Origin of the sequence: Paenibacillus sp. FSL H7-0942 (assembly GCF_045040715.1) — a bacterium.
Classification (GTDB): domain Bacteria; phylum Bacillota; class Bacilli; order Paenibacillales; family Paenibacillaceae; genus Paenibacillus; species Paenibacillus amylolyticus.
In genome coordinates this window covers 1,655,731-1,682,720 of record NZ_CP150279.1, presented here as the reverse complement: position 1 = coordinate 1,682,720, position 26,990 = coordinate 1,655,731, and the positions used below count along the sequence as shown (strand labels likewise).

The 26,990-nt window shown below is 46.9% G+C and carries 29 protein-coding genes; 6 read left to right on the top strand and 23 right to left on the bottom strand.

Annotated elements, in window-relative coordinates:
- The first annotated feature begins 10 nt into the window (after nucleotides 1–10).
- Nucleotides 11–187, top strand: a complete 177-nt coding sequence (locus MHI48_RS07490) for a hypothetical protein (RefSeq protein WP_405143604.1) — start codon at nucleotides 11–13, stop codon at nucleotides 185–187.
- A gap of 64 nt (nucleotides 188–251) precedes the next feature.
- Here the strand turns inward: MHI48_RS07490 and MHI48_RS07485 are convergent, their stop codons facing one another.
- Nucleotides 252–1,190, bottom strand: a complete 939-nt coding sequence (locus MHI48_RS07485; protein WP_127544168.1) for a DMT family transporter — start codon at nucleotides 1,188–1,190, stop codon at nucleotides 252–254.
- Nucleotides 1,191–1,310: 120 nt separating this feature from the next.
- Here MHI48_RS07485 and MHI48_RS07480 point away from each other — a divergent pair, with 120 nt between their 5' ends.
- Nucleotides 1,311–2,732, top strand: coding sequence for a PLP-dependent aminotransferase family protein (locus tag MHI48_RS07480; RefSeq protein ID WP_405143602.1), 1,422 nt, complete (start codon nucleotides 1,311–1,313; stop codon nucleotides 2,730–2,732).
- 140 nt (nucleotides 2,733–2,872) lie between these two features.
- On the opposite strand, the gene MHI48_RS07475 is transcribed toward MHI48_RS07480, so the two are convergent.
- The 12 genes from MHI48_RS07475 to cysT all read right to left on the bottom strand — a co-directional run bounded on the left by MHI48_RS07475 (nucleotide 2,873) and on the right by cysT (nucleotide 12,020).
- Nucleotides 2,873–3,499, bottom strand: a complete 627-nt coding sequence (locus MHI48_RS07475; protein WP_100529019.1) for an ABC-2 transporter permease — start codon at nucleotides 3,497–3,499, stop codon at nucleotides 2,873–2,875.
- Nucleotides 3,492–4,358: an ABC transporter ATP-binding protein gene (locus tag MHI48_RS07470; protein WP_036669112.1), complete on the bottom strand. Its 867-nt coding sequence runs from the start codon at nucleotides 4,356–4,358 to the stop codon at nucleotides 3,492–3,494. Before MHI48_RS07470 ends, MHI48_RS07475 begins: the two co-directional genes overlap by 8 nt.
- Nucleotides 4,359–4,363: 5 nt before the next feature.
- Nucleotides 4,364–4,738 carry a GntR family transcriptional regulator gene (locus MHI48_RS07465; RefSeq protein ID WP_036610760.1) on the bottom strand — a complete coding sequence of 125 codons (375 nt, stop codon included), beginning with the start codon at nucleotides 4,736–4,738 and terminating at the stop codon, nucleotides 4,364–4,366.
- A gap of 227 nt (nucleotides 4,739–4,965) precedes the next feature.
- A complete protein-coding gene (gene clpP / locus MHI48_RS07460) occupies nucleotides 4,966–5,547 on the bottom strand; it encodes an ATP-dependent Clp endopeptidase proteolytic subunit ClpP (protein WP_036610761.1) in 582 nt (193 codons plus the stop codon).
- 18 nt (nucleotides 5,548–5,565) lie between these two features.
- Nucleotides 5,566–6,438, bottom strand: a complete 873-nt coding sequence (locus MHI48_RS07455) for an RNA polymerase sigma factor (RefSeq protein ID WP_405143601.1) — start codon at nucleotides 6,436–6,438, stop codon at nucleotides 5,566–5,568.
- 119 nt (nucleotides 6,439–6,557) lie between these two features.
- Entirely contained in the window at nucleotides 6,558–7,364 is an 807-nt protein-coding gene (locus MHI48_RS07450; protein WP_405143600.1) for an MBL fold metallo-hydrolase, read from the bottom strand.
- Between the two features lie 18 nt (nucleotides 7,365–7,382).
- Entirely contained in the window at nucleotides 7,383–7,547 is a 165-nt protein-coding gene (locus tag MHI48_RS07445; protein ID WP_405143599.1) for a hypothetical protein, read from the bottom strand.
- Between the two features lie 103 nt (nucleotides 7,548–7,650).
- Complete coding sequence (locus tag MHI48_RS07440; protein WP_074094008.1) at nucleotides 7,651–8,097, bottom strand: hypothetical protein; 447 nt, start codon at nucleotides 8,095–8,097, stop codon at nucleotides 7,651–7,653.
- A 157-nt stretch (nucleotides 8,098–8,254) separates the two neighbouring features.
- The gene (locus tag MHI48_RS07435) at nucleotides 8,255–9,319 is read right to left on the bottom strand and encodes a sulfate ABC transporter substrate-binding protein (protein WP_405143597.1); all 1,065 of its coding nucleotides are present in this window, start codon (nucleotides 9,317–9,319) and stop codon (nucleotides 8,255–8,257) included.
- A 25-nt stretch (nucleotides 9,320–9,344) separates the two neighbouring features.
- The gene (locus MHI48_RS07430; protein ID WP_036610770.1) at nucleotides 9,345–10,409 is read right to left on the bottom strand and encodes a sulfate/molybdate ABC transporter ATP-binding protein; all 1,065 of its coding nucleotides are present in this window, start codon (nucleotides 10,407–10,409) and stop codon (nucleotides 9,345–9,347) included.
- Nucleotide 10,410: 1 nt separating this feature from the next.
- Nucleotides 10,411–11,208, bottom strand: a complete 798-nt coding sequence (locus MHI48_RS07425) for a sulfate ABC transporter permease subunit (protein ID WP_017689977.1) — start codon at nucleotides 11,206–11,208, stop codon at nucleotides 10,411–10,413.
- Entirely contained in the window at nucleotides 11,205–12,020 is an 816-nt protein-coding gene (cysT, locus tag MHI48_RS07420; protein WP_338592277.1) for a sulfate ABC transporter permease subunit CysT, read from the bottom strand. Before cysT ends, MHI48_RS07425 begins: the two co-directional genes overlap by 4 nt.
- Nucleotides 12,021–12,513: 493 nt before the next feature.
- Between cysT and MHI48_RS07415 the strand changes: the two genes are divergently transcribed.
- On the top strand, nucleotides 12,514–12,915 hold the full coding sequence (locus MHI48_RS07415) for a secondary thiamine-phosphate synthase enzyme YjbQ (protein ID WP_405143594.1): 402 nt from the start codon (nucleotides 12,514–12,516) through the stop codon (nucleotides 12,913–12,915).
- 190 nt (nucleotides 12,916–13,105) lie between these two features.
- Here MHI48_RS07415 and MHI48_RS07410 read toward each other — a convergent pair whose 3' ends face one another.
- The 5 genes from MHI48_RS07410 to tkt all read right to left on the bottom strand — a co-directional run bounded on the left by MHI48_RS07410 (nucleotide 13,106) and on the right by tkt (nucleotide 18,844).
- Nucleotides 13,106–13,708, bottom strand: coding sequence for a TetR/AcrR family transcriptional regulator (locus MHI48_RS07410; protein ID WP_036669101.1), 603 nt, complete (start codon nucleotides 13,706–13,708; stop codon nucleotides 13,106–13,108).
- Nucleotides 13,709–13,713: 5 nt separating this feature from the next.
- Nucleotides 13,714–14,346: a YigZ family protein gene (locus MHI48_RS07405; RefSeq protein ID WP_036669098.1), complete on the bottom strand. Its 633-nt coding sequence runs from the start codon at nucleotides 14,344–14,346 to the stop codon at nucleotides 13,714–13,716.
- A gap of 176 nt (nucleotides 14,347–14,522) precedes the next feature.
- A complete protein-coding gene (locus tag MHI48_RS07400) occupies nucleotides 14,523–15,878 on the bottom strand; it encodes a glucose-6-phosphate isomerase (RefSeq protein WP_017689982.1) in 1,356 nt (451 codons plus the stop codon).
- A 236-nt stretch (nucleotides 15,879–16,114) separates the two neighbouring features.
- Nucleotides 16,115–16,432 carry a pyrimidine/purine nucleoside phosphorylase gene (locus MHI48_RS07395; RefSeq protein ID WP_017689983.1) on the bottom strand — a complete coding sequence of 106 codons (318 nt, stop codon included), beginning with the start codon at nucleotides 16,430–16,432 and terminating at the stop codon, nucleotides 16,115–16,117.
- Nucleotides 16,433–16,801: 369 nt separating this feature from the next.
- Nucleotides 16,802–18,844, bottom strand: coding sequence for a transketolase (tkt, locus tag MHI48_RS07390; protein WP_036610788.1), 2,043 nt, complete (start codon nucleotides 18,842–18,844; stop codon nucleotides 16,802–16,804).
- Between the two features lie 437 nt (nucleotides 18,845–19,281).
- Here tkt and MHI48_RS07385 point away from each other — a divergent pair, with 437 nt between their 5' ends.
- Nucleotides 19,282–19,761 (top strand): hypothetical protein, encoded by a 480-nt coding sequence (locus tag MHI48_RS07385; RefSeq protein ID WP_405143592.1) that lies wholly within the window; start codon nucleotides 19,282–19,284, stop codon nucleotides 19,759–19,761.
- 74 nt (nucleotides 19,762–19,835) lie between these two features.
- Here MHI48_RS07385 and purU read toward each other — a convergent pair whose 3' ends face one another.
- Both purU and MHI48_RS07375 read right to left on the bottom strand, forming a co-directional pair.
- Entirely contained in the window at nucleotides 19,836–20,729 is an 894-nt protein-coding gene (gene purU, locus MHI48_RS07380) for a formyltetrahydrofolate deformylase (RefSeq protein ID WP_339189074.1), read from the bottom strand.
- A 42-nt stretch (nucleotides 20,730–20,771) separates the two neighbouring features.
- Entirely contained in the window at nucleotides 20,772–21,878 is a 1,107-nt protein-coding gene (locus MHI48_RS07375; RefSeq protein WP_340032193.1) for a deoxyribonuclease IV, read from the bottom strand.
- A 170-nt stretch (nucleotides 21,879–22,048) separates the two neighbouring features.
- On the opposite strand from MHI48_RS07375, the gene MHI48_RS07370 reads away from it, so the two are divergent.
- Together MHI48_RS07370 and MHI48_RS07365 are read left to right on the top strand one after the other, a co-directional pair.
- Nucleotides 22,049–22,516: a DUF2621 domain-containing protein gene (locus tag MHI48_RS07370; protein WP_036610792.1), complete on the top strand. Its 468-nt coding sequence runs from the start codon at nucleotides 22,049–22,051 to the stop codon at nucleotides 22,514–22,516.
- Between the two features lie 159 nt (nucleotides 22,517–22,675).
- Nucleotides 22,676–23,587 (top strand): TIGR01777 family oxidoreductase, encoded by a 912-nt coding sequence (locus tag MHI48_RS07365; protein WP_047842038.1) that lies wholly within the window; start codon nucleotides 22,676–22,678, stop codon nucleotides 23,585–23,587.
- Nucleotides 23,588–23,599: 12 nt separating this feature from the next.
- On the opposite strand, the gene MHI48_RS07360 is transcribed toward MHI48_RS07365, so the two are convergent.
- The 3 genes from MHI48_RS07360 to MHI48_RS07350 are packed head-to-tail and all read right to left on the bottom strand — an operon-like array spanning nucleotide 23,600 to nucleotide 26,980.
- Nucleotides 23,600–25,372 (bottom strand): DUF6382 domain-containing protein, encoded by a 1,773-nt coding sequence (locus MHI48_RS07360; protein WP_405143589.1) that lies wholly within the window; start codon nucleotides 25,370–25,372, stop codon nucleotides 23,600–23,602.
- 49 nt (nucleotides 25,373–25,421) lie between these two features.
- The gene (locus MHI48_RS07355) at nucleotides 25,422–25,937 is read right to left on the bottom strand and encodes a prepilin peptidase (RefSeq protein WP_100529928.1); all 516 of its coding nucleotides are present in this window, start codon (nucleotides 25,935–25,937) and stop codon (nucleotides 25,422–25,424) included.
- Between the two features lie 11 nt (nucleotides 25,938–25,948).
- Complete coding sequence (locus MHI48_RS07350) at nucleotides 25,949–26,980, bottom strand: pilus assembly protein (protein WP_405144611.1); 1,032 nt, start codon at nucleotides 26,978–26,980, stop codon at nucleotides 25,949–25,951.
- Between the last annotated feature and the right edge of the window lie 10 nt (nucleotides 26,981–26,990).

Genomic DNA, 26,990 nt, shown 5'->3' with positions numbered 1-26,990 from the left:
TTTTCTGGAATTGAAGAGAAGAGGTAAACAATTTTCACTTCCCATAGAACTTGTAGCCGAGTTTCACTCGGGGGTGATTCGTTTACTTGTGATGTGGTGGATACAACATTTCGAAGAAAATGTTACGGCAGAACAGATGGATGAATATTACTACCTACTGGTTAACGAGAATATCATGTCGGAATAACAAACAGCTCAACCTAAAATCAAGGGCTGATTTTGAGATTGAGCTGCATACCTTCAAACTTTACCTATTTTAAAACAGATTCGGAAGCCTGCACTGTCATCCTCGCACGACTTCTTTTCTTCAACCAGCCGCTCACCTTCTCATTCATCGCCAGCAGACCTGAAACGACCAGCACTACACCGATCCATGTAACCCAGCTGACATGCTCACCGTAGACAACAGCACCAAGCCCTACGGCAATGGGTGGTGAAATGTATAACCATGTTGCTGGAAACAACGGGTTGGTACGCGACATAATCCAATAGAACAGACTATGCCCCACCATGGAGCCGATGACAGTCAGATAGATCACCGACGACACAGCAGGCACCCAGTCGAGAGCAGACATATTCCACGATTCCGTTCCGACCGAGAGCAGGGATAACAGCAGTCCCCCATACATCATCTGCACCGCATTGATCGCTACAGGACTAGCCTCCTTGAACTGATGAATGACCTTTTTGGAGTACAATGCACCTGCTGAATAACAGACCTCCCCCACTAGTACCGCGATACAACCCCACATGAACAGGGAACCTGCACCAAGCGATACACCTGGCAACACAACCAGTACCACACCGGTGAACCCGATCAGGCAGCCCACAATCATACGGGCAGATGTTTTTTGTCGTAACAGCGCCGTCTGCATCAACATAATCATCAGCGGCCCTGTCGCCGACAGAATGGCACCCACACCCGAGCTCACATGCTGTTCGGCCCAATATAATGTGGCAAAGGTGCCGAAGGTCAGCCCCGCTCCCGTCAACAGCATCTCCTTGCGGAACAGGAGCGACCAGCTCACTTTGCCCTTCATCCTCATCCATGCAAACATCAGCGCTCCCGCGATTAAAAATCGCAATCCGGCTGACAGAAAAGGAGGCATGCCTGCCTCTACTCCAATTTTAATAGCCAGAAATGTTGTACCGAAAATAAGACACATAACCGTAAATGCAATCCCCACCATGATAACCACTCCTTTATCTGTTCTCCATCATATCTCATGGTCTACAGAACAGAATGAACAAAACAGAACAGTTTTCTCTCATTAGCTGTTACAATAGAGTTCAAAAGGAGTGTGAGCCGGGTGGGCAGAACCATGATGATGACAGATAACAGCCTGAAATTATATGAGCAAGTAATTCATTATCTCGTTGTACGTATAGAAGCGGGAGAGTGGGCCGAACATGAAAAACTGCCATCTGTACGAAGCCTGTCCGAGCTACTCGGCGTACATCGTCTGACCGTATTCAAAGCCTATCAGGAGTTAAAGGAACGTGGGAGTGTTTATGTTAAGGACAAGTCCGGCTACTATGTCAGCCCAGCGACTCCATTCTCAGTAACGGATCAGGCGGATGATCCCGCCGTGTCTGCCTGGCTGCATTGGGATTCACTTGCACGGGTACAGTCCCTTGAAGCAGAATACCAATTTTCCAAATCGTTAATCGATCCCTCTCTGCTGCCCAACCGGTATTGGGGTGAACTAATGCGTGATCTGCTGGATCAATATCCCCGTTTGCTCGGAACGTATTCCACGATTCAGGGAGATCTGGAATTGCGAAGTGCGCTGGCAAGCCATCTAACGAAAAAAGAACGCTTCTACCTCTCTGCAGACGAAGTGCTCATTACTTCGGGGGCGCAGCAAGCGATTGATGTCATCTCGCGGACGCTGGTCAAACCCGGGGATCGGGTGTTGATGGAACGGCCTACGTATGGACCGGCAATGGAGATTTTCCGCAAACAAGGTGCTCGTCTGATCTTTACGGATATTCACTCGGATGGGTATGATCTGGAGCAGATCGAACATCTGATGAAGAGTGAGAAGCCGCGCCTCTTTTATATGACACCGACCTTTCAGAATCCAACCGGCCTTAATGTTCCAGTAGAACAGCGTAAGCAGTTACCTGAACTTGCAGAACAGTATGGTTGTTTTCTGCTCGAAGACGATAGCACCTATGATATCTATTTTAAGGAGAAACCTCCTGCACCCATTTTCACCTACGACACTACTGGACACACCCTGTACATCCGCAGTTACAGCAAGTATGTTGCACCCGGGCTACGGATTGCAGCCATCATATGCCGCCAGCGATTCATGCCAGGACTACAGGCTGTAAAATCACTGACAGATAACGGATCGCCCCTTCTGAACCAGAAGCTTTTTCTCCGTTATTTTCAGTCAGAACGCATGCATCAACATCTGTCCAAGCTGCGGACCGCCATCCAGCTACGGATGGAAGTGATGGAACAATCTCTGCTGGAAACGGACTGGACGTGGACCCGGCCGGAGGGCGGACTCAACTTTTGGGTAGAGCTTCCTGAGGGTGTGGATACAGGGAGACTGCTTCACCGATGCATGGAACAATCCGTTGCCTTTGTACCCGGAACCGTATTTGATTCTTCGGATCATTCAGCCAGTCGCAAGCTGCGCCTGTCCTTCTCTTATGCACATGAGCAGCAGATTCGGGAAGGCATGAACAGGCTCATTACACTGGCTAAAGAAATGTAAGGTTTGGATTTCCTGGAACTGACGTCACTCCGAAGAATATCAAGTGTAATTTGCCCTCTCACCCTGCTGCATCAAAAAAGTCGCCTTGTGGCGACTTTACTTTTGGTGTTCTATACTCTCTACCTGCACCCGCTCTGTGCTTAAAGGTCTTTTCTTGCAAACAGGCGGATCGTAATAAGATAAGACACTACAAACAAACCTATAATGCCTACAGAAACCGATGCCATTGTCGTTGTGGTAATCATACCGTTCTCGTTGGCCATACTCATGAGGTACGCAACGGGTTGCGCCAGTATAATCATGCAGACCATGAATATCGCATTGATGATACCAGCTCCTTTTTTGCTAAGCCCGTAGAAAAGAGGCATGTATATGGAAACCAGCGCAAGCACCATGCCTATGGAAATGACAATATCCCTAAATGAATAATTCGGCTTGTTCAGTTCAGGATAATTCAGGTTCACAAGCTGGTGAATCCCAAACGACGCGAGTACCCCGAATAACGTATAGATTATAGCAGAAAGGTACTTGGCTTTTACAATCTGTTTGCGGCTAACGGGGAGTGTGACCAGGAAATTGTGATTATGGTTCTTGATATCAATCATGGTTGCCAGCATGACCGAACCAAAGGCTGTGTAGATGCCTACAAAATACATTGACATTTCACTCTTAGGTATAAAGGCGAGACTAAATACCACCAGGTATAACCCAATCGTCCACAGTGAACTTTTTAGTACAATGAAATCTTTACGAAGCAAGTTAAGCATATTTGCGTCCTCCCTTCGCCGTAAAATAAATGAGGTCTTCTAACGTAGGTCTTTGTAAAAGAGCTAACCTTCCAAATAACTGTTCGGCCTCTGCCTTATGATCCGACAATGCTTCAAAACCAACGGCTGTCTCGCGTATTCCGATGAAATGTTTCCGAATGTCAGAATCAAGCAGACCCATATCCCCTTTTACAATCGTATACCTTTCCAGCACATCATCTTTTGCCTCGTTAAACACCAGTTTCCCTTGATGAATAAACGTAATGTAGTCTGCAATACGTTCCAGATCCGTCGTAATATGCGTTGAGAAAATAATAGACCTTGTTTCGTCCTGTATCATATCTGCAAGCAGATCAAGCAGTTCCCGCCTAAACACAGGATCAAGCCCGGATGTCGGTTCATCCATAATCAGCAGATCCGCTTCATGCGACAAAGCTACGGCGAGAGAATACTTAATCTTCATGCCTTTGGACAGATCCTGGATTTTCTTTTTGGGAGACAGTTCGAACTGATCCAAGTAGTCATTGAACGCTTTATTATCCCATTTGGTGTAAAAAGGAGCGATCATTTGTGTCATCTCCCGGATCGTTAGATGCTCATAATAAAAGCATTCATCTGACACAATGCCAAGGCGTTGCTTGATATCAACTTCCTGATTTGGCATCTCACTGCCCAATGTCTTGAGGCTCCCCTTATCGGGCTGGATCAGACCCGTGATCATTTTGATCAAAGTACTCTTTCCCGCCCCATTCGGACCAATAAGTCCCGTGATATACCCTTTTTTCACATCCAGAGATACATTATCTACTTTAAATAAGGGATACGTTTTGGTTACATTACGTAATTCGATAGCGTTCATTATGCTTATTCCTCCTCAACCAACAATGTAAGATGATGGATTACATCCTGTGAACTCATGCCCAGTTCTCTGCTCTCACGAATCACTTCGAGCATCTTCTCTTCCAATTGTTTCATCCGCCGCTCTCGAATAAAGTCCTGATTGGCTCCGGATACAAAGCTCCCTTTGCCTACAACTGAATCGATCAGTTTCTCCTTCTCCAGCTCTTCATAGACACGTTTAGTTGTAATAACACTGACTTGCAGATCCTTGGCGAGCTGCCGAATGGAGGGAAGACTATCTCCAGCAACCAATTCTCCGCTCAAGATGCTCTGTCTGATCTGAGTTAGAATCTGCATGTAGATCGGATCGCTCGAAGCATTCGATATTAAAATGTTAATCTTTCCTCACCTCATTGATGTTACGTAGTTTCCAGTAGGTATAGTGTGTATATATAATATATACACTATACCTACCGATGGTCAATCTTTATTTCACATTATTCTCAATCTGATTCGATCCATAGACACGGGCTAGCTAATCTGGACGACAAAAAGAGGACGTCAGTTTCCTGTTCGTCCTCTTGATTAATCAAGCTCGAAAGGTCATATGACCTCCCAGGCTAATGTTATGTGCTGGATATGACCTTATCCACCAATCCATATTCGACTGCTTCAGCAGCGGTCAGGAAATAGTCTCGATCCGAGTCCTTCTCAATCCGCTCAATTGACTGTCCTGTATGGTCGGCTAACAGCTTGTTAAGACGTTGACGATGCTGAATGATGCGGTTAGCATGAATCAGCATATCGGATGCCTGCCCTCGCGTACCGCCATGTGGCTGATGGATCATGATCTCACTGTTGGGCAGCGCCATACGTTTACCTTTTGTTCCACCTACCAGCAGTATCGTGCCAAAGCTTGCCGCCATACCTGTACAGATCGTGGAGATATCCGGCTTCACAAATTGCATCGTGTCATAGATCGAGAATCCCGCAGTCACCGACCCACCAGGGCTGTTGATGTACATCTGGATGTCCTTTTCCGGGTCCTCTGCAGTCAAAAACAATAACTGGGCCACGATAGCATTTGCCATCTGATCCTCAATTTCTCCGGACACCATAATGATCCGATCTTTGAGCAAACGTGAATAAATATCATAACTCCGCTCTCCGCGAGCTGTCTGTTCCACTACATAGGGCACTACATTCAAGTGTGTCGCCTCCTCGGTTTAGGCAACCATGTTGACCGTGTATCCGCCTCCATACGACATCGAGTTCATGCCAGAAGTAGAGTACCCGTACATCATTGGTTGCATGGTTGGAGACGGCAAAGTCTGCTGCAAAATCGTGCCCGCCACAGCCATCGGATCATCGGTCCGGTTCAGGCACAGATCAATGATTCGGGCTGTATCCCCATTACGAAATGCCAGCAGATAGCTGCGCAGTTCCTCCCGATTGTCCTCCACTGCGCCTTCCTCATACTGCAATTCAGCGTCCGATTGTTCCAACCTGTGTCTCACTTCAGCTATGGCAGAGCGTGCACGACTTAACGCTGCTTTCACAGCACCTTCAGTCGTATCCAGCATTTCCGCAGTCTCTGCCGCCCTATAACCCATTAATTCACGTAATACATATATCACTCGCTGCCACGGTGGTAGCGTATTTACAAGAAGTTGTACGGCAGACTCCAATTCCTCGAATCGCCTTTCCTCCTCCATTTCGTGTAGGAGCGGCTTCAAGCTATCCAGTTTATAAGCCAATCTCTCCCGCTGACGTAAGATATCAATCCAGCTGTTGCGAGCAATACGAATCAGATAAGCTTCCCAGTTTATATCTTTATTCATCCCGGAAGTTCCAACCACTCTCGACGACAATACTTTGAGACAGGTCTCCTGAACCAGATCCTCCGTGTCTGGAACTGATTTCGTCAGAGATAGACAATACGCATACAACGAACCCATCAGATCGGGTAGTACGGTATGGATGCTTGGGTTCAATTGATTTTTTCTGTCGTTGCCATTAAATTCAATATCGAATTTATCTTGTTTACCATCATCATGTGGTCTGTTGATTCTGCAATCCACGGACTTCACAAAGGCCATCTTGGGGGCCCCCCCTTTGCTGGTTCCTGATTGATTTTGACTTACACTATGTAAACGAAGAACCCCTTGTAAAGGATACGCTCTTCTGAATTTATTTTTGTTACGCTAGTTAAGTTGAGTTACGCATTCGTTTCCAGCTTTAATGTTCCAAGCGGCACCTTCATCCCGGTAAGGGCAATCGTAATACCTTGATCCAGATTATAATTCTGCCGTACATCAACGTCATGAGACATATGTGTAAAATAGGTATGGCCCGGCTTCAGTTCCCACAGCAGCTCCTGCGCCTCACGCATATCGTACACGGAACGTGTTGAGAATTCCGCAAGCTCATGCACAAAGCTTGTTCCAAGCACCAGCATATCTAGTCCGTGCAATGGCTCTTTCTCGGCATCCTTCAGGTCAATAGCGTCTGAACAATACGCCCAGCTATACCCACCCTGATCCAATCGATAGGCGTACGAATACCCGTTATGTCCATGGCATACTTTCCAGGAATGTACCTTCCAGTCGCCTAGTTCAATACCGCCATCCGTTTCGAGAAAGTCCATATGACGCCCCAACCAGGGAAACTGTCCCTGAATGGTGGCAATCACTTCACGTGGTGCATACAAACGCCCCTTCACACCCAGCCAGCGGCACGCATCCGCCCATTCCGGCAATCCTCCAATATGGTCAAAATGGGCATGAGTGATGAGCAGCGTATGCACCATACGTAATCCCTGATCCTCCATCTGTGATCTCCAGTCTGGTCCGCAGTCAATCATGAACTGTTCACCCGCACCATCCCCACCACCGTCAATCAGAACAGAAGAGCGTTTCCGTTTATTCTCTCCCGTAAGCCTCGCCTCTGTACATACGTCGCAATCACAATACACACGTGGAACGCCCATCGCATCGCCTGTGCCCAGAAATGTTAGCTGATCCAATCCGCATTCCCCCCTGAATTAATGATATGTAGATTGTAATCGTCCACCTCCGTTTTTGCAAAAAAAAGACCATCCCGCTGCAGTTCTCCACTGCAATTCGGGACAGTCTGTGTTCTGACCGTTCACCGTCAGACCTTCATCTCCATGCTTCGCTCCATTCGGGAGCGTACGCTTCGTCAGCATGTGATGCAACCTTATAAGCGGGTCATCCGCATGAAGGATCAGGCCTTACCTTTTAAACAGGCCACGACCGATTAATTCGAGTCACATCCACTCCGCGCTGGAACTATACCAGTGCCCGCAGCTTCAACGTCAGTTCCTGACCCGCAGGTACATCCTTCGAATCCGTAATGACCCAGTTCGATGCAAGCCGCTTCGCCAGTACCTCTGCCTGCTCCGGTTTCAACTGTAATCCGGTGATGATTCCTTCACCCACTGTGAAGTCTTTCTCGGGCTGTACCTTGAAGGCTTTCTCCAACCAGATTCCGAGTCCACCACGCGTGTTAAAGGTAATCCGGTAGCCATCTTTTACTGCTGCCTCCAGATTTTCACCATGCTCGTCCGCATACGAGAAAAATTCGGTATATCGGTATTCCTCTTCAGACACGGCGTCAAAAGCGGAAACGTCTTTCGCTTGAATAGCTTTTAAAATTTCTTCCTCAGGCATCCCCTTACCGCGGGCCTGCTCCAGTCGAATTGCTGTACTTTGGGATAATTTGATCTCTGCACTCATCCAACTCACACCTTCCTGCTAGTACTATGTAACAATCATGATTCAGTATACCTCTATTATAACCTTTTGGCAGTAAAAAACCTTCATCTCTACTTCCATTGAAATGAAGGTTTAGTATCTACATGCTCGGTTACCTATTCGATTACATCAGCCATACTCATAATCCAGCGAGCACCTGATACCACACGCCGCGTTTGGAGTACAACGTACTGCGTACCTCGTCCCATCCACCCAGATAGTTGATATCAAATAGTCCTTCTGGCGTTGGGAATGTCGACTCTGTCTGTGCAAATACATCTGGATCTACTGAACGAAAACCATGCTTGGCAAAAATGCGCTGTGCCTCTGGTGTACGCAGATATGCGACAAAAGCTTCTGCCAGTTCACGATTCCCATGTTTATCGGCATACTTATTCACCACAACTGCCGGGTTCTCAATCAGGATCGTATTCTTCGGAATGACGATGTCATAATCTACACCTTTGGCGATCCGGGCAAGCAATTCATTTTCATATGTGACGATGACATCACCCACACCATATTCGAATGCCGCCATCGAAGAACGCCCACTCTTGTCCAATGATTCAACGTTACGATGTACCTGTTCGAGAAAAGCCTTGGCTGCGGCAGGATCTTTCTTCCCCTCTTGGTCCTCCGACAGTTTCAATCCGGCACCATAAATGGCATTAATGTCCCATTGTGCGCCTCCGGATGTCTTTGGATTGGGGTACAGTACCTTCACTCCTGGCTTGGTTAAGTCCTGAAAATCACGAATACCGAGCGGGTTGCCCGCTCTTGTGCCCAGAACAACAATTGAACGGGTGATCATGCCCTCATTAGGGGTCTGTTTCCAATCAGAGCTAACCAGATCGGCTTTGACCAACTTCTCGATATCACTCTCCATCGCGAGCAATGCCACATCAGCCTCGAATCCACCAACGATGGCTCTTGCCTGTGTGCCCGAAGCTTCATAGGATTCTTGAAAGTTAATCGTCTGTCCGGTTTTTGCCTTCCACTCCTCTTGGAACTTGGGTAGCAATTCGCCTACAGCATCTTTCGCTACACTATAAGCACCAATCACCAGCGTATTGGATGAATCGTTACCAGAGGGCTCGTTCTGTTCACTCGACTCCTCCTGCTTGCTGCATCCAGCGGTCATGCAGACGAGCAGAAGCATGAGGGCAACATATAAGAGTATGGCTTTCTTCTTCCTCGTCTGCATGGGCAGCCCCTTTCTTCCACTTGATCTAAATCATCACCGGCATCGGATCTTCCTTCAGTCGGTTCTCAACCACCCAACTGTTGGAGTCATTGAACAGGTATGCACGGTGTACAAGGACTCGAATTTGTTGACCGATCTCCAATGTCGTTTTCTCCAGGGAACGATATGTGATTAACTTATGACCCTGTACGTCCACCTCTACCATCCATTCACTACCGCGGAAATGAAGATGTTTGACTGTACCTTTTTCCGTTGCAGACAACATGGTGAATTCGTTTTTCAAGCCGATTTCAATATACTCCGGTCGAATCAGCGCTTTGGTATGTTCACCCTCGACGGCATGTTCGAATCCTTTCAACTGAGAGGCATCCTCCACAACCGTAGACTCCCCGATAAATGTGGCAACAAACGGTGTCTGCGGGTTTTTGTAGATATCCCAAGGTGTGCCCTTCTGTTCCAGACGACCCTGACTGATAATCATAATCTCGTCCGCCACTTCAATCGCTTCATCCTGATCATGCGTTACAAAAATCGAAGTGATTCCCACTCGCTCAATCAACTCACGCAACCATGAACGCAGTTCCTGACGGATCTTGGCATCAATGGCCGCGAACGGTTCGTCCAGCAATAACAGCTGTGGCTCCGGGGCGAGTGCTCTGGCAAAAGCAACACGTTGACGCTGCCCACCAGATAACTGATGTGGATAGCGCTGTTCGAAACCTTTTAACCCGGTCAATTCAACCAGTTCCATCACCCGATCACGGATCTGGGCTTTTGGCGTCTTCTTGACCTTGAGTCCAAAAGCAATATTCTCAAATACCGTCATATGTTTGAACAAGGCATAGTTCTGGAATACAAATCCGATGCCCCGCTCCTGTGGAGGCAGATGGTTCACAACTTTTCCGTGAAAGCGAATCTCTCCGGAACCCGGATTCTCCAGACCCGCAAGCATCCGCAGGATGGACGTCTTCCCGCCTCCGCTGGGTCCAAGCAGACCGATCAGATGACCTTTGGCAATATCGAATGAGACATCTTTTACCGCATGAAAATCACCGAAATGTTTGTTCAGATCACGGACTTCTACATGCATATCAATGCACTTCCTTTCGCTTCTTGGCCCATTCCATCATGAGCAGCAGCCCGACGGAGAAGGTGACCAGCACCAATGCCACACCATTTGCGGCAGCCACATTAAAATTCTCAACATCCTGGTACACCAGAGTTGTTGCGGTCTGCGTTTTGTTCATAATATTACCGGATACCACCAGCACTGCACCGAATTCCCCAAGCGAGCGCGCAACCGTCAAGACTAGACCATACACTACCGCCCAGCGGATTGAAGGCCAGGTCACACTCCAGAACGTTCTCCAGCCGTAGGCGCCAAGTGTAGATGCGGCCTCCTCTTGCTGAGAACCGAGTTCCTGCAGGACAGGCATAACCTCTCTGACCATCAGTGGAAAGGTAACAAATAACGTTGCGATCACCATACCCGGGAAGGCATAGACCACATTGAATCCAATCCCTTCAAAAAAAGCGCCCATAATGCTGTTAGGTCCCAACATCAACACAATCATCAAACCGCCAATGACAGGAGATACGGCATAAGGCAGGTCTACAATGCTGTTTAGCAGCCCTTTTATCCGTTCACTCAGCCATCCGGCACGAACCAGATAAAGAGCCATCATGATGCCAAACAATGTATTTAACAGGGTGACCACCAGAACTACCAGTCCGGTCATCATCAAGGCATGTAACGCCTCAGGGCGCATTAACCCTTTCAGGAATCCACCTGCCCCGTCTTCAAATGCGCCAATAAAAATGCGTCCAAGTGGGATGATCAGCAGTACAATAAATACCGCAAACGTCAGTCCGATTAACAGTCGTCTCATCGTCTTCTCCCCCGCATCTGCACCAGATTGATCAGCCAGAGGATCAGGAAGGAGAGCGTCAGGAGCAACACGGATACCGCAGCAGCCCCCGTTGGATTATCACTTTCAATCTCCCCGTAGATAAATACGGAAGCAGTCAGTGTTCTTCCCGGAATGTTACCAGCCACCAGCACAACAGCCCCGAATTCAGCCAGTCCTCTCGAGAAAGCCAGCATCCCCCCACTGATCATGCCAGGTGCCATGGAAGGCAGAATAACCTGCATGAACGTGCGAGCCTTGGATGCCCCCATCGTGTACGAGGCTTCTTCCTCGGAAGGATCAATTTCTTCCAGCAAAGGCTGCACTGCACGGATAACAAACGGAAACGTGACAAAGGTCATCGCGATAATAATTGCGGGCTGGTGAAATACAATCTCAAATCCCATGGATTCTGCCAGTTTCCCGATGGCACTGACCGGACCCAAAAGTAGCATAATCATCAAGCCGCCCACCGCTGTTGGCAGTGCAAACGGGAGATCAACCAGACTATTGAGAAACGATCGGCCCACAAAGCGATACCTTGTCAACACCCAGGCGATCATCGTGCCCAAAACCACATTAATCAGCGTGGCAATGACGGCCAGCCGAATGGTCAGCAGTACGGCTTTCCACGCGATGGGGTCCATAATGCTCTGAACAAAGTTGCTCCATCCTTCAGAGAAGGAATTGACGTACACACCGATGATTGGAAGTACAATAAGTACGATAAAATATAACAATACGGTACTGCGGAATCCCCAAGTCCATCCCTTATGACGAAGAACGGTATTCATTGTTGCGTTCCCTCCCAGCCTCCGGCTTTAGCTCCGGTCGGCAGTCTTCCTGGCTTTAATACGACATTTTTCCTAAATTGGATGATATTACTTTAATATTATTCCCATTAGTCTACTTGGTTTTGCTTTTCTGATACTTTACCAGTTTGCAGTGCTAATCGTCAATGCTTTTATTGAATATAATTGGGCCTCATATGAGAACGATTAATAAAAATCGCGCTGTACACTGCGCGGCCAGAACAACCTTCCGATCACTGTTATCCCCAGATTTCTTTGATCCCCTTTTTAAGGGGAAATCCGGTGATAAAGGCGAAACTTATGCTTCCGAAGCAGCTTTCCTACAGAAAGCTTTTAGCTTCCGCTTCTTCAGGTTATTTCTGACCTCTCCGTTATTGCGCGATTCAAATATCCGTCTTCATATGTGGTTTGTTTGGTATGTAGTGGTTAAGGTACAATCGAGGGTAAGAAATGAGATCCTAAGGAGTGATTTAACATGTTATACAAGAAGAATATATCCACTTCCACACGAGATGAAATGAAGGATATCACATGGGACGTAAAGCAGGTTGTCCAGAGTAGCGGGGTGCAGAATGGGACGGTGCTCATCTACTGTCCACATACGACGGCAGGTATTGCCATTAACGAAAATGCAGACCCGGATGTGAAACACGATGTCTTATTACGCCTTGACGAAGTGTACCCTTGGGAGCACCCCGAGTATCGACACGCCGAAGGCAATACAGCCTCTCACCTCAAATCGATCACAACAGGACCATCACAGACGGTAATTATTCACCAAGGCAGGCTGCTGCTCGGCCGCTGGCAAGGCATTTACTTTTGCGAATTCGATGGACCACGTGAGCGGGAGTACTTTCTCAAAATCATGGAAGGTTAGTTGGGTCCAATAGACCTGCCACCAACTCGTTCATTTTTTGCAAACACAAACAGGCGGTCCACCCTCATTCCGGGTCGGAGCCGCCTGACTTGGTCTACTGCGCATATTAACTTTCGCGAGACAACGTTATAAAGAATTAAAGTTATGACAAATCACCGCCCTGAAGTGTAAGGGTGCAACAACAGCGTCATTATTGGTCGCCAGGCTGCTGACCCAGATTGCGGCACAGCACTTTGACATGAGACAGCGCAGACGATTCAATCTCCACAAACGTTAAACGGTCCTGAATGTAATAAGAAATGAATCCGTGCATAGCCAAAAATAGCGTACGCGGTACCCTTTGAATATCCTCTTCCGTACAGTTCGCTTCATTCATATACTGCCTTATAATCGATGCAAACAATTCGAAGCAACGCCCCTGTTCGGTACGACAATAAGACAACAGTTCTTCATCCCTGATCATAAACATAATTTCGTATTGGTATGGATTCTCCAGACCAAAGCGAATAAACTCCATCATAATGTGCTCTACCTTGCTCACATCATCACGAACCGGCCTGACCATGGCTTGCAGCAGCAAATGCCCTAGATGATTAAAATCTTCAACCACGATGGCATAGAACAGCTCTGCCTTTTCCTTAAAGTGATAATACAGCGACCCATGACTATAGCCCAGATGCTGGCCGATGCTTCGCATCGAAATGGCGCGGTATCCTTTGGTAATAAAAAGGTGCCTCGCCGCCTCCAGTATCCGCTCCCTCGACAACTCCTGTTCGACTGCTCTTCTAGCCATATATTTTATTCCCCTTCAATAAAATAAAGCCGCTGTCCCTCCGTGATCCGGGATTGCCCTTGCGTCAAATCCGTGATCCAGGCTATAAAAGCCTCGGTTTCACTATCCGGCGGAAGACAAGTCAACGTAACCTTATCGGTGAATCCAGTTTCACCTGTACGGACTTCCCGGCTTCTTAACTCATTTTCCACTTTACCCAGCCACGTATAATCCAGTTCAACAAACACTTCACGATGTAGCACGTTGGTAATGGCTTCTCCGGCTTCAATGGCTGCTACAGCTCCATCCGTATAAGCACGAATTAACCCGCCAGCTCCAAGCATAATTCCCCCGAAGTATCGCGTAACCACAATTGCCACATTTTTTAATTTCTGATTTTTGATCACTTCAAGAATGGGTTTCCCTGCTGTTCCGCTGGGTTCACCGTCATCGGATTGCTTCTGGATCTCGTCCCGCTCCCCAATCATGTATGCAGAGCAGTTATGAGTTGCATTCCAATGTTTTTTCTTGATCTCATCGATGAAGGCAACAGCCTCTTCTTCTGTCGTGACCGGCATAATATGACCGATAAATCGCGACTTCTTGATTACAATTTCCAGATTGCCCGGTCCTCGAACCGTGCGATAACGTTCAATCATCCTAAATCCAACTTTCTGATCTTTTCCTGAGTCCATTTTACAAGAAAGCAGTTCACCGCGCGAACGCGGACGAACTGCCCTGGTTATCTACATCCGGGAACCCTGCATCTTACACAAACAGTGATTACCGGTTAGAATTACATTACCTTATTCAACTATATGAGCAGACCGATGAATTATTCGGAAAGTCTCGCTTCGAGCGCTGCTTTCTCTTCTTCAAAGCCTGGTTTGCCCAGCAATGCGAACATATTTTTCTTGTAAGCTTCCACGCCTGGTTGGTCAAATGGATTGACGCCCAGCAGGTAGCCACTGATACCGCATGCTTTTTCAAAGAAGTATACCAGATATCCGAAAGAATATGGAGTCATATCTGGAATGTTCACAATCAGGTTTGGTACTTGACCATCCGTATGTGCAAGCAGTGTTCCTTGGAACGCTTTTTTGTTAACAAAGTCCATAGTTTTGCCTTCAAGGAAGTTCAAACCATCCAGATCGTCCGGATCGGATTTGATTGAGATATGCTCAGCAACTTCAGTAACCTGGATAACAGTTTCGAAGATATTCCGGCTACCTTCCTGGATGAATTGACCCATGGAGTGCAAGTCTGTAGAGAAATCAACGGATGCAGGATAGATCCCTTTGTAATCTTTACCTTCACTCTCTCCAAACAGTTGTTTCCACCACTCGGACACGAAGTGCAGGGATGGCTCATAGTTTACAAGGATCTCAGTGCCCTTGCCTTTGCGATACAATGCGTTACGAACAGCAGCATATTGATATGCTTCATTCTCAGCTACGTTCGGGTTGCTGTATTCTTTGGATGCGTCAGCCGCACCTTGCATCATTTCTTCGATGCTGATACCCGCTGCTGCGATTGGCAGCAAACCTACAGCTGTCAGAACGGAGTAACGTCCACCTACATCATCCGGGATAATGAAAGATTCGTATCCTTCTGCATTTGCCAGTTCTTTCAATGCACCACGTGCTTTGTCTGTTGTAGCATAGATGCGTTTCCGAGCTTCTTCTTTACCATATTTCTCTTCCAGTGCTGCACGGAAGATACGGAAAGCAATTGCCGGCTCTGTTGTTGTACCGGATTTGGAGATAACGTTGACGGAGAAATCTTTGCCTTCAACCAGATCCAGCAAATGAGTTACATATGTGGAACTGATATTGTTTCCTGCAAAGTAGATTTCAGGCGTTTTGCGTTTGTCTTTTGGCAGATTGTTATAGAAAGAGTGAGTCAGCATTTCAATCGCTGCACGTGCACCCAGGTATGATCCACCGATACCGATAACGATCAGTACTTCGGAGTCGCTTTGGATTTTGGCAGCCGCTTTTTGAATGCGAGCGAACTCTTCTTTGTCATAAGCCGTTGGCAGGTCAATCCAGCCCAGATAATCGGAGCCTGTTCCTGTTCCGTTGTGAAGCTGCTCATGAGCCAGACGAATCGGTTCTGCGAAATAATCCACTTCGTGCTGATTTACAAATTGCAATGCCGTGCTATAGTCAAATGTCACTTTTTTTGCCATGATCTCAAAAACCTCCTGATTTCGATTATAGTGCGTGTTCAAACTTTGTAATCAAAAGCGGACTTTTTGAACAACCTCTTATATTATGTCCGTATTCCATTCTAAACAACTTGCCTTAAGGATACTTCAAATCCACGGGGCTGACAAGCTTGCAGCTCGAACTTTGTCGTTAGAATTCAAGAAGCAAAAAGGGTAAACCGAATCCGCGGGTTGCGGTTCTGCTTACCCTTCTTATGTTATTCCGCCGGGTACGAGCAGACGTAGTCAGTAACGCTGCGTATCTCCAGTTTAAATTTGGATTCGGCAGGCACGTGGAACGTAGCTTGACCTTGAATCTCTTGCCACTCTTCTTCTCCGGGAAGCAATACTTTCAGATCTCCAGACAGAATCTCCATAATTTCACGGGAATCCGTACCGAACTCATAACTGCCTGGAAGCATGATGCCCAGAGTCACTTTGCTGCCATCCCCCAAAATAACCGTTCTGCTGGTTACCTGACCATCATAATAAATGTTGGCCTCTTTCACTACACTGACTTGATCGAATTGTGACATGCGTACCCGCTCCCCTGAAGTTAATGAAAACAAAAGGCAAAACAGATCAGGGCGATCATGAGTCACCGCCCATCTCTGCGGAAATAACTTACTGCCATGGATCAGGACAGCATGATGCTCTCCCAACCATAACAGCGCTTATGAAGCTAATTGCGTGTTCAAAAAGTCAGGTTTTTAGTACCAAGAAGATGGGATGAAGCTAGAAATGGAGTAGCGGAGCGTAGGAGAAAACTACGTGAGCAACTACAATGTTTCCGAAGGAAACATACTCCGTAAGCATATTCTTATTCGGCTGAATCCCATATTCGACGCTGATGATGCCGTGAGGCATCCTTCGTAATCAAAAGCAGACTTTTTGAACAACCTCTATTACAGCAATGCTTTTACGCGGCTAACCACGTTATCCACTGTAAAGCCGTATTCTTGGATAACACGGTCGCCAGGCGCGGAAGCACCAAATGTGCTGATTCCGAGAATGTCACCTTGATCGCCAACATATTTCTCCCAGCCCATAGGATAAGCCATTTCGATTGCAAGACGAGCTTTAACATCCGGAAGAAGAACGGACTCTTTATAAGCTTTATCTTGTTTCTCGAACAGATCCCAGCTTGGCATGCTGATTACGCGAACTTGGATGCCTTGTTCTGCAAGTGCTGCTTGAGCTTTAACAGCCAATTGCACTTCAGAACCTGTAGCGATAATTTGTGCTACCGCTTTGCCATCTTTTGCATCAGAGACAACATAAGCACCACGTTTCACGTTCTCACGGGAGCCTTCTACTGTTCCTTCCAGAATCGGTAGGTTTTGACGAGTGAGTACGAGTGCAACCGGGTTGCTCTTGTTCTCAAGCGCGTAAGCCCAAGCAGCCGAAGTTTCATTACCATCAGCCGGACGAATAACCGTCAGGTTAGGAATGATACGCAGGGATGCCAATTGCTCGATCGGTTCGTGCGTAGGACCGTCTTCACCAACAGCGATACTGTCGTGAGTCAGAACATACGTTACAGGCAATCCCATCAGGGCAGCCAGACGAACAGCTGGACGCAGGTAATCGGTAAATACGAAGAACGTACCTCCGAATACTTTCACACCGCTGTGCAGTGCCATACCGTTCATTGCTCCAGCCATACCGAATTCACGGATACCGAAGTAGATGTTACGGCCGGAGTAATCTTCAGGTGTGAAGTTCTCCAGGTTGTTCAAGTGAGTCATTGTGGAGCTTTCCAAGTCAGCAGATCCACCTGTCAGTTGTGGCACGTTGTGCGCCAGACCGTTCAGAGCGTTACCGGATGCTACACGAGTGGAAAGAGCTTTGTCTGTTGCTGCATATTTAGGAAGATCACGGTCCCAACCTTCTGGAAGGTCGCCGTTAATCGCTGTTTCGAATTGAGCTGCCAGCTCAGGGAATGCTTTTTTATACTCGGCAAATTTCTCATCCCAAGCTTTGTTAGCAGAGATACCACGATCTTTCACTTGTGCAAAGTGATCGCGAACTTCAGCTGGTACGTGGAAGTTTTCTTCGTAAACCCATTTGTAATACTCTTTAGTCAATTTGGCTTCGTCTGCACCCAGTGGAGATCCGTGAGTACCGCCGTGGCCGCCTTTACCTTGTTTATTCGGGCTACCATAACCGATAACCGTTTTAACTTCAATCAGTGTAGGACGCAGTGTATCTGCTTGACCTTCCTGAATTGCTTTTTCGATTGCAGGCAGATCGTTACCATCTTCAACGCGCAGCACTTGCCAGCCATAAGCTTCAAAACGCTTCGCGATGCTTTCAGAAGAAGACAGATCCAGTTTACCATCCAACGTGATGTCATTGGAGTCGAACAACATGATCAATTTGCCCAGGTGTAAACGTCCAGCCAGGGAAGCTGATTCATGAGATACGCCTTCCATCAAGTCGCCATCACCACAGATTGCGTAAGTGTAGTGGTCAACAACGTTGAATTTGTCTTTATTGTATGTTGCGCCCAGTTGAGCTTCAGCCATCGCCATACCTACAGCCATTGCAATACCTTGACCCAGTGGGCCGGTTGTTGCATCAACACCTGCAGTATGTCCGAATTCCGGGTGACCCGGAGTTTTGCTTCCCCATTGACGGAACTGTTTCAGTTCTTCCATTGGAAGATCATATCCGCTCAGGTGCAGCAAGCTGTACAGCAACATGGAGCCATGTCCTGCAGACAGGACAAAACGGTCCCGGTTAACCCAAGTTGGGTGGTCCGGGTTATGAGTCATCGTTTTTGCAAAAAGTTGGTACCCCATTGGAGCGGAGCCCATAGGCATACCCGGGTGTCCGGAATTTGCCTTCTCAATTGCATCAATCGCCAAAGTACGTACGGTAGTAATCGACAGGTTGTCGATTGTAGTGTTCTCGTCCTTTTGAATCGCTTCGTTCTTGTCAGTCATGGTTTGTCCTCCTCATGTCTTTAGATAAGTCGGGTGCGCAAGCGAATCCCTCTCATCATACAAGCAAACCGAATTTCACAATAAGTGAATCCGCTTGAGTGTTTCATTTTGACTTATTCACTTTTGTATTGTATCACTTGGCGTGAAGCTTTTCCATAACCTTCTTTTAGAAGTTCGTGAAAAATTGGTGGTTTGTGATGAATAATCCTTGTCCTATCAAGCAAAAATCGTACTGTACAAGGTACTAAATTCCAAAAACAGACTTAAGGAGCCTCGCAAATCCATCGCATGAAGTATAACCTTTAACCTGAAAACCATGCATTTTTTAGATATTCATCCTCAATTCACATATAATGTTCCTTAATATGGATTACAAAATTCGGGCTGTGGTTTACTTTTTTCATATGTACACGCGTCAATCATAGGAGGTCTCGATCATGCCAGATCCTGCTGCTCACCCATCAACATCGGCAAAACACTCATTACCCTGGATATCCGGTATTTTAACGGGAATTCTCTCGGGAGTTGTTCTGGGATTTTTCCTGAAAATGATTCAGGCCAACACTGGTGAACAAGTATATACTCTGCTGCTGAATATTGATTTTGTGCCTGTTCTTCCGCCAACCTTACCCGAATTCATTGAATTTGCTTTGCATCTCATCGTGTCCGTTGTCATCGGTATCTTCTATCTGTGGTGGGTAAGGCATTCAGGCCGCCCTATGATCAAAGGGATTTTACTTGGTGCAGTCTCGTCCTTGCTCTATATCCCACTCTCTCAATTGTCATCACGTGTGCCAGACCTGTACGATGTGTCCGCCATCCTCTACTGGATTGTAGGACATCTGCTGTTTGGTATTATGCTTGGCTTGTGCGGAAAGTATATCAACACAACAAAAAAAGCGACTCCCGTTTCGTAAACGAATTGGGGTCGCTTTATTATTAGTCTATTACGTGGTTCCGAATCAACCTTGCACAGTATTAAAGCGTGAGCTTAAAATACAACGGTTTTATTTTCGTGAACAAGAACACGGTCTTCGACATGCCATTTCACGGCACGTGCGAGCACAACACGCTCAATGGTACGTCCAATACGCTTCAGCTCGGTTACATCGTCCCCGTGGCTTACACGCTGCACATCCTGTTCAATAATCGGGCCGCCATCCAGTTCTTCCGTAACATAGTGCGCTGTCGCACCGATAATTTTGACACCACGGTTGTACGCTTGCGCATACGGTTTACCGCCCACAAAGGCTGGCAGGAACGAATGGTGAATATTAATGATTCGATTACGGTAGTGCTCAATGAACATGGGAGAGATGATTTGCATGTAACGAGCCAAAATGATCACATCCACATCGTTGCCGATGACGTCCAGTTGGCGCTGTTCCGCTTCTTTTTTCGTATCTGCTGTAACTGGGATATGATGATATGGAATGCCAAATGATTCTACATAGTCCTTCATGTCCAGATGGTTGCTGACCACAAGCGCAATATCTGCATCCAGGTCGCCTGCCTGCCATTGCCACAACAATTCAACCAGACAGTGATCTTCTTTGGATACAAAGATAGCCAGTTTCTTCTTGCGGCTAACCGCAGATAACGTCCATTCCATTTGGAAACGGCTTGCCACTTCTTCAAAATCAGCTTCCAGTTTCGGCAGGTTGATTAACAACTGCGGAAGATCAAACTCAATTCGCATAAAGAACATGCCGCCAGCAGGGTCCATTGTATACTGGTCCGACTGAACAATGTTTGCACCATGCTGGTGCAGGAAATGAGATACGGCAGCTACAATTCCTGGACCATCAGGACAGGAAATAAGCATGCGCGCACGATCGGCGCGGTTTTTAGAATCAGGGCGTACTTGTTTAGCGTGGATCTCCATCGGGTTATTCTTCCTCCTTCAATTAAGCCATGACCTGCGGGATTAACCCGCAAGCCATGCAATCAAGCGATGATTCAGTTGTTCTTCATTCAAATGCGGGAACAAAGCAGCTTCAGTCACCATGTCATAGAGGCGTTCCAGCGGTTCGCGCGGATCTGCCTTTTTGGCTTTGGCATCATTTTTGAGCAACGTCCACACATCCAGAATATACGAACGAGACTCAATCTCTTTACCTTTGAAAAAGTGTTGCAACTGTTCTACTTCTGTCAGGAAATCCTGGCCGAATCGACCGGCAACATCCCCACGAAGCAGCGCAATCTCCACCTCATACATTGGACGCTGTGTCTTGGCCTCTTTACCAATCCAAGGTGTCTCCAGAATAAATGGACGTCCTTGAAGCTTCTCATGGTTGACGATGTGGTTAATCGCTTCAAACCCGATCCAGCCAGAGCCAATTGGTGTATGACGGTCCTTATGCGCACCCACAGCATTCTTACTATCATTAATATGCATTACGGCAATGCGGTCAAGTCCTACCGTACGATCGAATTGTTCCAGTACACCGTCAAAATCATTAACGATATCATATCCGGCATCATGAATGTGACATGTATCCATACACACAGTCAGGCGCTCGTTATATGTTACTTTCTCGATAATCTGAGCGATCTCTTCGAAACTGCGACCCATCTCCGTACCTTTGCCAGCCATGGTCTCCAGAGCGATGTTCACATCCGTGTCTTTCACACCCTCCAGCACTTCATTCAATCCTTCTGCGATCCGTCCGATCCCATAGTGGGCATCTTTGTCTGTAAATGCGCCGGGATGTAATACGATGTTCTTCACACCAATAGCATATGTCCGACGAATCTCTTCCTGAAGGAAATCTACAGCCAGTCTAAACGTATTATCTTTGTATGAGCCAAGATTAACAATGTACGGTGCATGGACAACGATATCTTCCATTCCACCCTCTTGCATGGCAACCTTGCCTTCTTCAATATACATGGACTCAATTGGCTTGCGACGTGTATTCTGTGGTGCACCCGTATATATCATAAACGAACTGGAACCGTACGAGGACGCTTCCTTCGTTGCACTCAATAATCCCTTGTCCGAAAAGGACACGTGGGAGCCGATTTTCAGCATTATTGATCCCCCTTATTCTGAATTATCCCTTATTCTAACGCGATTATCGAAATAAATCTAGAAATGCGCTATAATTCGGGATAGAGGCTATTTTTGACAGCTAATATGTGGAACATGGGTAGGCGGAATCCGTCTTTCCGTGAAAATCAATGAACCGAGGTGACTCCGCAATGATTTTCGACTCCTACGCGATAATACTGAACAGCTATTCCCCCAGCAATTGGTTTATGAATACGATCGCATTCTGGACTTTTTTATTGCTAGGCAGCATGTGTATCGGTGGATTTTTCATGATGCGCAAGTTTTTGAAAGTGCTCCCAAAAGCAGACGGAAAGTCCAAACTGGATTGGCAGAATTATTGGGTTGAAGCCAGCCGTCACTTATGGACAGATGAAGCCAAAGCTTTTTTGGATCAACTAGTGGAGCCTGTGCCCGGGCCATTTCGTGACATCGCCAAACATTCCATTGCTGCAGAAATCGGTAAGATTGCAGTTGAAGACAATGCCACGGAAGTATCGAGAGATCATTGCATCAAAGGATACATTATTGCCACACCGAAGCGGGATAATAAGTTTTTGGTAAAATTTTTGGAGAAAAACAAAATCGATTATTCCCCTTATCAACATTTGATTAAATAAAATAAAAGATGAGTTAAGTGGCATATAGATTTGGTTAATTAGATACAGATATGCTCCGTCAGGTAAGTTGTTCCCAACAGGCATTGCTTACCGTACGGGGCTGTTTGTCGATCCAACGGTATGTATCAGCGCAGTGAAAATACAGAGAGGATGTTTGATATGAAAATTGCCATTTGTGGAGGTACCGGATTTGTAGGAGGAGCACTTGTAGATTACTGGCTGCAAGCCGGGCACCATGTGAAAGTTATTACACGAAAACTGCCTGACTTGCATAATCCAAGTAAAAATCTTACATATATATCGTGGGAACAAGTCGAAGAACAACCTCACTTGCTGGAAGGTATGGACGCTCTCGTTAACCTTGCCGGAGAAACGCTGAATCAACGTTGGACAACCAAAGCGAAGCTGGAGATTGTTGAATCCAGAGTCACGACTGTAGCGCGGGTAGCCCGATTGGTAGAATCCCTGGAACAAAAGCCGGAAGTGGTCGTTCAGGCTTCTGCCATGGCCATCTATGGAACCTCTCCTACCGAAACCTTTGACGAGAGCAGTCCGCAAAAATCAATGAATTTCCCCTCCCGGGTCTCGGAACAATGGGAAGTTGCTGCAGATGCAATCAAAAATGTAAGACTCGTTAAAATCCGGGTGAGTCTGGTGCTTGGACATAAAAGAGGTGCTTTTCCATTGATGAAACTTCCTTATATGCTGGGTGTTGGTGGCAAGATCGGCAGTGGCAAGCAATGGACCAGCTGGATTCACATTATGGATATCGTAAGACTCATTGATTTTAGCATTCAAAATAAACAAGTGTCAGGTCCGGTCAATGCTTCCTCACCAAATCCTGTTACCAATGATGAATTCGGTCGTACGGTCGGTAAAGTGTATCATCGCCCTCACTGGTTCCCCGTACCCAGCTTCCTGATTAAAACCTTGGTTGGAGAACTATCCGTTGTTGTGCTTCAAGGGCAGAGAGTCATTCCGCAAAAAGCTCTCGACCACGGATTCCAGTTCACCTTCCCAACCTTAACCCAGGCACTGGAAGATCTGAAGCACCGCGGCTTATCTGACTGATTGAACTATGTCTTATCCAACCGACCGATAAGTGTAGACTGACTCCGCAAGTGTAAATGTGTCTCCATCCGCCAATGGATACTCCTTATACGGAGCAAGAATATTGCCCTGAAGAATGGTGCCATTGACGGAACCCAGATCCTTAATCACATAGCCCGATTTGTTCCGGCTCAATTCCACATGAGCACGGGACACGCCGGTCGCTGTGTCCACCCACTGAACCATGTCTGCTGATCTTCCGATGACAAAAGATGCTCCATGCACATCCATCCGTTCATGTTGGTCACTGCTTCCAGATCTTCGTTCAAGATAATAAGACGCCATCACCGGGCCTGCCCCTGTAACATTACCTCCACTCAGATTCTGCAAATTCACGGTTGCCTCCGCAACTGCATCCTGTCGAATTAGCTCTGAAGTTGAAGCTACCGTTTCCACATGGCGCTGAACGAACGGTGGATCAGAGTGTTCAGGTGTCATATGCAAATTTTGAAAACGGGAATACTCGCTACCACCTTCTGAGGCGGATACAACCGTTTGGTTTATGCGTTCCACTGGCCTTTCAGCTGCATTCCAGCGCCAACTTTCCTGAAATTGTTCCTCATCCTCTTCCGTTTGCTTGCCTTTGTTCTTACCTAAATTGAATGAAAAAGACCGCTTATTCTCTGAGGCATTATGAGGGCTTCCCTTACGCTTCCACGTCCATCCTGCTACACCAAGCAAGCCAAGGCTGAGTACCATACACAGGATCATCTGCGTCTGTCCCGGTTGCTCCATGTAAATAAATCTCCATACCAATGCCATGGCAACCATACAGCCCAATATGATATAAGTTACTTTGGAAGATCCAGGCTTTTCCTCCACTTCCATATCAACACGCTCTAGCGAATCATACGAGTTACTTCCTTTCTTATCCATACCGTTTGAACTCTCTAATGGAACTTGCTCAGGTGAGCGCCTGCCTGGAAAGGTTCGAGATCTCACCGGAATGTCTTCAACCTCGAATTCACTTGTTTTCTGCGGCTGACGGAAATTTAGTTGCGGCCCTACACCAACATTTTGAACGGGAGGACCGGGTTGATATGGCCGAGAAGTACCAGTGGCTAGCCTGCTATCTCGCTCAGAAATCGACGAATGAAGATCACCTCTTGGATCATTGGGTGTGTCCAAAGTTCTGGACGAGAGAAATGCTGCGCCTCCTCCATTCTCTTGCTCGTCAGCGTATAACTCCAGCAGAAGCTCGCGCAACTGTCTGATATCCCAGCGTTCGTTGTCACATAACTGCAGAACACGCTGAATACCTTCTCCCTGCAGTTCCTGTACATGTGCCATCAATCTGATCACTAGTTCACGGAATTGCTGAGGTGTTGGATCAACTTCAACTGTATCCATGATTGGCACATATACCATTCCAAGTTCACCCTGTTCGAATGAACCGTTAATGAACAAAGACTCTTCCTGGATCAATAATTTACGAGGCTCCAACATATACTGTCGGCATTCCGTGAAGGCATCGGCTAGTTGGAACAACAAACCATACAGAACACGCAATTTGATTTTGCTTGACTTTAACATCTGAGATAACATCTTGTACCCTGATATGTCGTACTGCAAAGTTACATTTCGATCGACTTCCCGAATATGAACAGGAAGAAGTCGCGGAATCTGATTGGAGGACAACATCCCCATCTGTACACGGCTCAATTCCTCCATTCGTAACCCGTCTGCTTTCTCCAAAACCATGAACGCTCCGCCGTTACGAATAAAATCTCTCGTTAATCCATACATGCCAATCCTCTCTTTCCATTGTTATTCTCAAATTTTTCGACTCCTTCAGTTAAGGGAACAGTCCCGGGATAAAGACCGTGATAAACCCGGGCAATACGGCCAGCATAAACGGAAACTTCAATGTCTTCTCTGTGTTAAACAGCTTGAGGGAACCAAGCATGAAGAACCCGGCAAGATTGCCTGCCATGCCTCGAATTCGCTTCGCTGAATCTTTACGGAATAGAAGTATCACTAAGCCAATAGCGCCCGCGTACAAAACGGAGTAAATAATGACATGAATGCCAAAAGCAAGTCCCGTCCATGCGCCAATCCCACCAAACAATTTCACATCTCCTGCCCCTACGGCTCCAATCGCATACATCAGAAACAAAATGCCAAAACCTGCTGCAAATCCAGCGGCTGAAAACAAGAAACCATCCCAACCTCCCCATATGATATGGGCCAATACGCCAGCAACAGTCACGGGTAAAGTCAATCGATTTGGAATTTTCATTGAACGAATATCCGTAATAAAAGCTGCAATTACGTATATGCCACAGGCAATGTAAAACCACTCCACCTCCATCATCCCCTTCCTTATTTTCTGGAGGCCACGGTAAACGTAGTCTCCGTCTTGGCACCGTCCCCTGTCTCGACAACAAAACTCCATGTTCCTTCGGTTGTCCGAGTACCAACAAACCAGTTCCATTCAATAATTCCATTCTCGTCTGCGGTGGCCCAGCCGATGTGCTTCGCAGAACTTTCACCTGACTTGTAAAATATCGTTAAGTTGGCTGTCGCCCCTGGTTCTACCTTCACCTTGATCGTTGCATTGTTACCTATGTATGCCGGGTCAGGCTTCGACAGTACCGTTGCTGAACCCGCAGTATCCCCGTCTCCTGCGCTGCCATCTGACCCTTCTCCGGTATCTCCAATCCATACCCGTTCTGCCGCAGCAGCCTGAATCCGTAGCGGTTTACTGAGAAAGGGGACTTTTATAGGCAATTCATAACTCAGTTCAAGTCGGAAATATGGATTTGTTTTGTTTTTGAGATCAGGTATCGAAATACCATTCACATGAACACGTTCCATATTCAGCAGCGTTGGCTCGATAAAAGGTTGAAGCAGCGGTTTTACCGTGGGATCAAGTACGGTTTCCAAGACGGATGTTTTGATCTCCTGTAGTGGCTGTTCACCACTGGCCGCCGCTGAACGTACCCAATCACTTAATGGCTCGGGTAGAGAAGAAGCATAACCTTCTGCCCATTCCGTCAGAGATAACTCTGGTATGTTCCAACCTCCTCCTGAACCTTCTCCGCCGGCAGAATCAGAAGGTGTGAATGCAAGGGAAACGGGATATATTTTCGTTGACAATTGCTTCACCGCTTCACCCGCCGTGCTCTGTAACGCTGTGGAGATTAGACTCATCTGCACTATGAAGATGAGAAACATGATAAAGAATAGAAAGACAGGTAACACCAGTGAAGCTTCCAGAACCATGCTACCCTGTTCCTTTTTTGGAGAACATATCTGCTTTTTGAGAGACTTCAAACGCTGCAATCTGATTATTCGTGTTAAACGAATCTGCTTTTGTGCGCTTTCTTTTTCATAATGTTGCTGCTTATCCATAATCCCTCCA